Here is an 8,527-nt window from a genome sequence, read left to right on the forward strand (position 1 = left end):
ACCGGGCGATCATCGTGGCGCATAATGCCAATTTTGATCACAGTTTCCTGATGGCTGCCGCCGAACGTGCCAGCCTGAAGCGCAACCCGTTCCATCCGTTCGCCACCTTTGATACCGCTGCGCTTAGCGGGTTGGTATTGGGGCAAACGGTGCTGGCCAAAGCCTGTATCGCCGCCGGTATGCCGTTTGACAGCAGCCAGGCACACTCAGCGCTGTATGATACCCAGCAAACCGCCCAGCTGTTCTGTGAACTGGTCAACCGCTGGAAACGTCTCGGTGGCTGGCCGATTGCCAACGTTGAATCGCAATAGTTTGCAGGCAAACTGACAGACATAAAAAATCGGGCGGCACCTTTGACAGTGCCGCCCGATTCTATTTGGTAAACCCCTGCACCATTAAGGCTGCTGGTCTTCCTGATCTTTATACTTCTCGGCCGTTTCTTTGATCAACGGCTGCAGTTCACCACGCTGGTACATCTCGATGATGATATCGCAGCCGCCAACCAGTTCACCATCGACCCACAGCTGCGGGAAAGTTGGCCAGTTGGCGTATTTTGGCAGTTCGGCGCGAATATCCGGGTTTTGCAGAATATCAACGTAGGCGAAACGTTCGCCACAGGCTGAAAGCGCCTGTACCGCCTGAGCAGAGAAACCACAGCTTGGCAATTTCGGTGAGCCTTTCATATACAGCAGGATCGGGTTGGCAGAAATTTGCTGCTGAATTTTTTCAATCGTCGTCATTATTGCTTCCTCAAGCCACATCATGGCTACAACATGCATCACACTGCTATTGTAGCGGCAGGACCGGTGCCAAGAAAACGCCATCTTTTGCAGGGGCATTTTCTGGTTGCCGCAGCAATCACTGCGTCAACAGCGAACCGGTTAAAACATGGCCCCAGAATAACATTTTTAATCCGACCGTTTCACTATTATATTTACGCCGCCCTATAGCGGCGTGAATTAAGTCAGACTCATGATCCCTGACGTTTTTTTAGACGCCAGGCGTTTGATTTTGCAACAAAAAAAATGCCATTAACGTTTTCTCACAATATGGCTTAGTATTTATGAGATCCACGCTGTTTTATAGGGTGAATTTCAGGAATACTGTGACTCATTCGATTTTTGTTTCGGGGCCAAGGTTGGTAACGTCGAGATGCGGTTAATTATTACACTTTTTGTGCTGCTATTTACGCAGCTCTTCTTCAATCTGGCGCACGCTGCGCCACAGGCACGTGTTTCTGCCGAGCAGCGCAAGAGTCACGTTAATGAAGCCCGGCCAGACGACCGCAAGAAAAAGAAAGCGGAGAAAGCCAATAAAAAAGTGAAGGCAGTCACCCCTCCAAAGACGATAAAAACCAAACCTGCATCCTTAAAGACCGCCAAAAAAACCACCAGCGTTAAAACCAAGAGCCGGGCAACCAAAACGGCCAAGCTCAAAGTAACCCCACCTAAAAAAGGCTATAAAAAAGGTTATGGTCGCCATCGTGAAGAAGGCAAGGCCACGGCAAAATTGGCTGGCCGCGAAAAGCCACTGAAACTTTCCGCCGCTCACAAAAAACGCTATCAGCGCGCCAAGCAGACCGCCATGGCCAAGCTGATGGGTCAAATGGGCAAGCCTTACCGCTGGGGTGGGTCTTCACCTGGCACTGGCTTCGACTGCAGCGGGCTGATTTATTACGCGTATAAAGACGTCGTGAAAATCAAAATGCCGCGTACCGCCAACGAAATGTACCACCTGCGTGATGCTGCGCCAATCAAGCGTAATGAGCTGGAAACGGGCGACCTGGTATTCTTCCGTATCAATAACCGTGGCACTGCCGATCACGTTGGCGTCTATCTCGGTAACGGTAAATTCATTCAGTCACCGCGCACCGGTGAAGAAATTCGTATCAGTCAGTTGGATAACGACTATTGGCAGAATCATTACATTGGCGCCCGCCGCGTGGTAACCCCCACCACCATTCGTTGACCTAGCACGGCTGAGCCTGCTGCTCAGCCGTGCTCCCCTTTCCCCAAAAAATAAAAAGCCGCTGCAACTTTAAACAATCAGTCACTTGGCACACTTTGAATGTTCTTTTCCCCCGGAAAGTTGTTAAGATTAATAACCACAACAAAAGTGGTACAATTGCGTTTTTCCGCCTTCGGTCACTTAGGCCTGCAGCGTCGGAGAGGCGTATTGTCTATAAAAGGAGAAAGCAATGTCGTTTGAATTACCTGCATTACCGTATGAGAAAAACGCTCTCGAACCGCACATTTCTGCAGAAACGCTGGAATATCACTATGGCAAGCACCATAACACCTACGTGGTTAACCTGAACAATCTGGTGAAAGGCAGCGAGTTCGAAGGCAAATCCCTGGTCGAGATCGTCAAGACCTCCACTGGCGGCATGTTCAACAACGCCGCCCAGGTCTGGAACCACACCTTCTATTGGCACTGTTTATCACCGCAAGGTGGTGGCGAGCCAACGGGCGCAGTGGCAGAGGCCATCAATAAGTCATTCGGCTCTTTCGCCGCCTTTAAAGAGCAGTTCACCGATGCCGCCGTGAAAAACTTCGGCGCTGGCTGGACCTGGCTGGTGAAAAAAGCGGACGGCAGTCTGGCGATTGTCAGCACTTCGAATGCGGCAACCCCGCTGACCGGCGCAGACGTTCCGCTATTGACCGTTGACGTGTGGGAACATGCTTACTATATCGACTACCGCAATGCGCGGCCAAAGTACCTGGAAAACTTCTGGGCGTTAGTGAACTGGGCGTTCGTGGCAGAAAACCTGGCTTAACGCGGGTGGCTAGCTAATAATAAGGCGCGGCATCAAGCTGCGCCTCTGTTTTTCTGCTGCGGATCAGTTCAATGCGGCAATAAAACTGAAAGCAATAATCATTGCCAAGGCACCCACGGTGGTGAGTAATGACATCTTCAAATCGGTATCCATATACAACTCCCTCTCAGATTGGCTTTTCCAGAGCATAAGCCACACAGTTTATACGTCAAAGCATTTTCCCACAGTTCGTGATTAAAATCTTGTTTTGATTTCCCCGCTGATAATTACCGATTAGCTCTTCCACTTTTCTTCAATATGCGACAAAATCCGCAGTTCACAACTGCGTACCGATAAACTGCCCCTCCCTGTTCAAGCGATTTACGACTTCAGCACTAAAAACTCAGTTTTCGCTTTTCTGGGAAAGGATCTACGCAGGCAAACGATTAACATCATACTTACATGCTGTAACATGTGGGTTTAGGAGTCATTTTTTACATGGCAACGATTAAAGATGTGGCCAAACGCGCTGGCGTTTCTACCACTACCGTTTCGCACGTTATCAATAAAACGCGTTTCGTCGCCGAAGATACCAAAACGGCCGTTTGGGCCGCCATCAAAGAGCTGCACTATTCACCCAGCGCCGTGGCCCGCAGCCTGAAGGTCAACCACACCAAATCGATCGGTTTGCTCGCCACCTCGAGCGAGGCCCCCTATTTTGCCGAAGTGATCGAAGCGGTAGAAAACAGCTGCTACAGCAAAGGCTATACCCTGATCTTGTGTAACTCGCACAATAACCTGGATAAGCAGCAAGCCTATCTGGCGATGCTGGCGCAAAAACGCGTCGATGGCCTGCTGGTGATGTGCTCAGAATATCCCGATCAACTGCTGGGTATGCTGGAAGATTACCGTAATATTCCCATGGTGGTGATGGATTGGGGTACCGCACGCGGAGACTTCACCGATACCATTATCGACAACGCCTTCGAAGGCGGTTACCTGGCCGGCCGCTACTTGATCGAACGTGGCCACCGGGACATCGGTGCCATTCCGGGTCAGCTGGCGCGTAATACCGGCGGAGGTCGCCACCAGGGCTTTCTGAAGGCCATGCAGGAAGCCAACATCGAAGTGCGCGAAGAATGGATCGTGCAGGGGGATTTCGAGCCCGAATCTGGCTACAAAGCCATGCATCAGATCCTGTCACAAAAGCATCGCCCAACCGCCGTTTTCTGTGGCGGCGATATTATGGCCATGGGGGCGATCTGCGCCGCCGACGAGCTGGGGATGCGTGTACCGCAGGATATCTCGGTCATTGGCTATGATAACGTGCGTAACGCGCGCTACTTCACTCCGGCGCTGACCACCATTCACCAGCCAAAAGAACGCCTGGGCGAGATGGCCTTCACCATGCTGTTAGATCGCATCATCAGCAAGCGTGAAGAGTCACAGGTGATTGAAGTGCATCCAAAACTGATCGAGCGCCGCTCCGTGGTCGATGGTCCGTTTATCGATTACCGTCGCTAAATACTGTGCCTTAACCCCATATTTCTCCGTAGGGCGCCGCATGCAGCGCCCGATTAACCACCCGGCATCTCTTCACTGAGCCATTCCTGATTGAGCGTTTCGCTATCGCCCAGATAGTCCAACAGCCAGGCCATGGCCGGAGATTGGGCGTTTTGCTGCCAGGTCAGGCAGCAGGCGCTAGGCGGGAAAGGCTCATGCAGTGGTAACACCACCAGTTCGCCACTTTGTACCAGCGGCAATACCCGATGCGCGGGCACCATGCCCACACATAGCCCGGCACGCAAACAATCTACCGCCGAAACCCAGTCCGGCACGGTCAGCCGCCGCTGGTTGTCTAACGACCAGGTCACCCGCTTAGGTAAATTGCGCGACGTATCTTCCAGTAGCAGCGAGGGATAAGGTCGTAGCTGATCGTCGCGCAGTTTTCCTTGCAAGGCAGCCAGCGGATGCTTGGCATGCACTACGCAGAGCCAATTCATAAAGCCCATATCGCGAAAGGCAAAACCGCCGCCCACGGGTACCGCCCGCGTTGCGCCAATAGCCATCTCCGCGCGGCCATCCACCAGCGCATCCCACACGCCGTTGAACACTTCCGGCTGCACCATCAGTTCCACGTCGGGGAAGTGGCGATAAAAATCCAGTACCAGTTGGCGGCTGCGCTGCGGTTTGACGATCAGATCGACCGCAATCCGCAGTTGCCCGCGCCAACCATTGGCCACCTGCTGACACTGTCGTCGGGTATCGAGCATTTTTTTGATAACAACCCGCGCTTCTTTAATAAACAGCGCCCCCGCTGGCGTCAGTTCCACATCGCGGTGACGGCGTTCAAACAGCGGCACCGCTAGCCATTGCTCCAGTTGGCGCACCGTATAGCTCACTGCAGAAGGAACGCGGTGCAGCTCCTGTGCTGCCGCGCTGAAACTGCCGGTCCGCGCTACCGCATCTACCACATCGAGGGAATATTCAGACCACATAATCTTGCCTTCAAATTTTTTAACAGCACCTTGCAAATATTACCGTTTCACAAGCAGAGATCCAGCCGTATACACTTGCCGGCGCTTCAAAACCTGCGACAACATAATTTTAACGAGAAACAGCAATGCGAAATTTTGGATTTATGTTCTACCTGGCCGGCCTGAGTATGTTGGGCTATCTGGCTACCGATATGTACCTGCCCGCCTTTGGGGCAATGCAGCAGGATCTGCAAATCTCCGCTGGGGCGATCAGCGCCAGCCTGAGTATCTTCCTGGCAGGCTTCGCCTTCGCCCAGTTGCTGTGGGGTCCACTGTCCGACCGTATTGGCCGTAAGCCCGTGTTATTGATTGGCCTGGCGCTGTTCGCCGTCGGCTGTCTCGGTATGCTGTGGGTCGAGAACGTGGCACAACTGTGGTCACTGCGCTTTATTCAAGCCATTGGCGTGTGTTCTGCCGCCGTCACCTGGCAGGCGATCGTGGTCGATCGCTATCGCGATGGCAAAGCCAACCGCGTTTTCGCCTCCATTATGCCGCTGGTCGCCCTCTCTCCGGCGCTGGCCCCGCTGCTGGGTGCCTGGCTGCTCAATCATATGGGATGGCGGGCCATCTTCGCCGTGCTGCTGGGGATTACCGCCCTGTTGCTGATCCCCACCTTATTGCTGAAAGACCGCAGCAGACTGGTGCCTTCCGCCGATAAGAAGCCCAGTCTTGGCTTTATGCAGATCTTAAAATCCCCGGTGTTCAGCGGCAACGTGATGGTTTTTGCCGCCTGTTCTGCCGGTTTTTTCGCCTGGCTGACCGGTTCACCCTTTATCCTCGGCGATATGGGGTATAGCCCAAATGATATTGGCCTGAGCTATGTGCCGCAAACGCTGGCTTTCTTATTAGGGGGTTACAGCTGCCGTAGCGCGTTAAATCGCATTTCTGGCAAAGCCTTGCTGCCATGGCTGCTGGTAGCCTATGGCATCAGCATGGTGGCGTTGTATCTGATTGCCACCTTGAGCAAACCGACGTTGACCACGCTGTTGATCCCGTTCTGCTTTATGGCGTTAGTCAACGGTGCCAGCTATCCTATTCTAGTGGCCAATGCGTTAATGCCCTTCCCCAACAACAGTGGCAAAGCCGCTGCGCTGCAAAACACGTTGCAGTTGGGATTATGTTTTATAGCCAGCCTGTTGGTCTCGGCATTTATCGCCCAGCCGTTGTTAGCCACTGCCACCGTAATGGTTGCCACCGTATTTTTGGCGGCCTTGGGTTATCTGATCCAACGAGGGAAAGGAACGGATGAAACACAGGTAACGCGGCAAGAGCACGCGGACTCCGCGTCATAATCACTTTTGTAAATAATCACTTAATGAAAGTTCTTGCCGAGCGCGATTTGCAGTTGAGTCTACGTCTCGGCAAGCCTATACTCAAAAACAACCTTTTAGAATAACAGTTATACTAAGCTCTTATTGCAGCAACTGTTGCGTACGTGGGTGGCATCACACTTTATTTAAAGCAACATTTACCCGTGTCCTTTGACGCAGGGAGTCTCTTAAATTTCCTCTGTTCCAGTCGGATTTCAGACACCACGGTGAAATTCTACCGTAGGTATACGTATGCCCCTGCAGAAATTGTCTACGCTAAATTTTGCAGGTTCATCAGTCAGAAGAAGGTGATGGAGAAGCTATGAGTTCATCGTGTATAGAAGATCTGAGCATCCAGGATAACCATTGGTATCGTATCGCTCATGAAATGCTTAGCATGGCCGGTATTGAAATCAATGGCTCACGCCCTTTCGATATTCAGATCAACAATCCCAATTTCTTTAAACGCGTACTGCAAGACGGCTCCCTGGGGCTGGGCGAAAGCTATATGGACGGTTGGTGGGAATGTGAACGGCTGGACATATTTTTTCAGCGGGTTGTCGCAGCCGGCCTGGAAAAGAAACTCCCCCACCACCTGAAAGATATCTTGCGTATTGCCGCCGCCCGCCTGACCAATCTGCAATCCCAAAAACGTGCCTGGATCGTTGGCAAAGAGCATTACGATCTGGGTAACGATTTATTTACCCAGATGTTGGATCCCTATATGCAATATTCCTGCGGCTATTGGCAACAGGCCACTACGTTGGAAGAAGCCCAAGAGGCCAAGCTACGGTTGATTTGCGAAAAACTGCACCTGCAGCCCGGTATGCGGGTATTGGATATCGGCTGTGGCTGGGGCGGTCTTTCTGCTTATGCGGCCAAGCACTACGGCGTTTCCATGGTGGGGGTCACCATCTCCGCCGAACAGCAAAAAATGGCGCAAGAACGCTGTGCCGGGCTGGACGTGGAAATTCTGCTGCAGGATTACCGCGACCTCCACCAACAGTTTGACCGCATCGTTTCAGTGGGCATGTTCGAACACGTCGGGCCGAAGAACTACCGCACCTATTTCGAGGTGGTGGAACGTAACTTAAAACCCGATGGTATTTTCCTGTTGCATACCATTGGCTCCAACGAGACCGATATGAACGTTGATCCGTGGATCAATAAATATATCTTCCCCAACGGTTGCCTGCCGTCGGTGAAACATATTGCCCAGGCCAGCGAAGGCCGTTTCGTCATGGAGGACTGGCATAATATCGGCGCAGATTACGATCGCACCCTGATGGCCTGGTATGAACGTTTCAAACAGAGCTGGCCACTGCTAGCATCGCGCTATTCCGAACGTTTTGAAAGGATGTTCAGTTATTACCTTAATGCCTGCGCAGGGGCGTTCCGCGCTCGCGACATTCAACTTTGGCAGGTGGTATTCAGCCCTAAAGGCGTCGAAGGCGGTCTGCGAGTTCCCCGCTAAAATCCTTTACCCCAACCCACAGGGTTGGGGTAAAGGGTTATTAACCGCAATAAACGCGAATGATTTTGTCTTCACTGTCACCCAGGAAGTTCAAGCGCTTTAGATTGAAGTCCATGGTTACCATAGAGTTATAAGGAATAGTCCGTACCTGCTGGGGAATATTAACCCCGTCCAACGCAGACAACGGTTTACCCACATAATTCTGATACTGCGATGCACCGCAGGTATCATCTTCAGCCTCGGCAGACTGTGAGTTCGCCTGTTCTGGGGAGCTTGAACAGGCGGTCAGCGCCAACAGCGCCGCTAGCATCATCGTTTTCCCGTAAAACTTCACGTTTGGCTCCTATGTAGGGTTATCGGTACAGGATTCTCAGGCTTTGGCTACTGGCGGCTTGGTGACAGCTAACGCAGCCTCACGATTGGCTAGCACACGCTCGACGGTATCCACCAC

General features: G+C 52.3%; 10 protein-coding genes. 6 read left to right on the forward strand and 4 right to left on the reverse strand.

All coding sequences use genetic code 11. The features are described 5' to 3' along the window. Window positions 1-311, forward strand: a 311-nt coding sequence (locus ACLQ7H_RS12475; protein ID WP_411752940.1) for an exonuclease domain-containing protein, incomplete at its 5' end; no start/stop codon positions are given. Window positions 312-395: 84 nt separating this feature from the next. Here the strand turns inward: ACLQ7H_RS12475 and ACLQ7H_RS12480 are convergent. Continuing rightward, window positions 396-743 carry a Grx4 family monothiol glutaredoxin gene (locus tag ACLQ7H_RS12480; RefSeq protein ID WP_172413932.1) on the reverse strand — a complete coding sequence of 116 codons (348 nt, stop codon included), beginning with the start codon at window positions 741-743 and terminating at the stop codon, window positions 396-398. A 409-nt stretch (window positions 744-1,152) separates the two neighbouring features. Here ACLQ7H_RS12480 and ACLQ7H_RS12485 point away from each other — a divergent pair, with 409 nt between their 5' ends. Then, entirely contained in the window at window positions 1,153-1,968 is an 816-nt protein-coding gene (locus ACLQ7H_RS12485; RefSeq protein WP_411752941.1) for a C40 family peptidase, read from the forward strand. A gap of 229 nt (window positions 1,969-2,197) precedes the next feature. After that, window positions 2,198-2,776 (forward strand): superoxide dismutase [Fe], encoded by a 579-nt coding sequence (sodB, locus tag ACLQ7H_RS12490; RefSeq protein WP_411752942.1) that lies wholly within the window; start codon window positions 2,198-2,200, stop codon window positions 2,774-2,776. A 63-nt stretch (window positions 2,777-2,839) separates the two neighbouring features. Here the strand turns inward: sodB and ACLQ7H_RS12495 are convergent, their stop codons facing one another. Next, entirely contained in the window at window positions 2,840-2,929 is a 90-nt protein-coding gene (locus ACLQ7H_RS12495) for a YnhF family membrane protein (RefSeq protein WP_158645289.1), read from the reverse strand. Between the two features lie 324 nt (window positions 2,930-3,253). Here ACLQ7H_RS12495 and purR point away from each other — a divergent pair, with 324 nt between their 5' ends. Beyond that, complete coding sequence (gene purR / locus ACLQ7H_RS12500; protein ID WP_411752943.1) at window positions 3,254-4,279, forward strand: HTH-type transcriptional repressor PurR; 1,026 nt, start codon at window positions 3,254-3,256, stop codon at window positions 4,277-4,279. 53 nt (window positions 4,280-4,332) lie between these two features. On the opposite strand, the gene punR is transcribed toward purR, so the two are convergent. Continuing rightward, entirely contained in the window at window positions 4,333-5,253 is a 921-nt protein-coding gene (gene punR / locus ACLQ7H_RS12505; protein WP_411752944.1) for a DNA-binding transcriptional activator PunR, read from the reverse strand. A gap of 125 nt (window positions 5,254-5,378) precedes the next feature. On the opposite strand from punR, the gene punC reads away from it, so the two are divergent. Together punC and cfa are read left to right on the forward strand one after the other, a co-directional pair. Continuing rightward, window positions 5,379-6,584: a purine nucleoside transporter PunC gene (gene punC / locus ACLQ7H_RS12510; protein ID WP_411752945.1), complete on the forward strand. Its 1,206-nt coding sequence runs from the start codon at window positions 5,379-5,381 to the stop codon at window positions 6,582-6,584. A 340-nt stretch (window positions 6,585-6,924) separates the two neighbouring features. Next, window positions 6,925-8,076 carry a cyclopropane fatty acyl phospholipid synthase gene (gene cfa, locus ACLQ7H_RS12515; protein ID WP_411752946.1) on the forward strand — a complete coding sequence of 384 codons (1,152 nt, stop codon included), beginning with the start codon at window positions 6,925-6,927 and terminating at the stop codon, window positions 8,074-8,076. Between the two features lie 40 nt (window positions 8,077-8,116). Here the strand turns inward: cfa and ACLQ7H_RS12520 are convergent, their stop codons facing one another. Next, window positions 8,117-8,410, reverse strand: a complete 294-nt coding sequence (locus ACLQ7H_RS12520; RefSeq protein WP_037374799.1) for an I78 family peptidase inhibitor — start codon at window positions 8,408-8,410, stop codon at window positions 8,117-8,119. Between the last annotated feature and the right edge of the window lie 117 nt (window positions 8,411-8,527).

The sequence above is a fragment of the Serratia sp. (in: enterobacteria) genome, from assembly GCF_046715635.1.
Classification (GTDB): domain Bacteria; phylum Pseudomonadota; class Gammaproteobacteria; order Enterobacterales; family Enterobacteriaceae; genus Chania.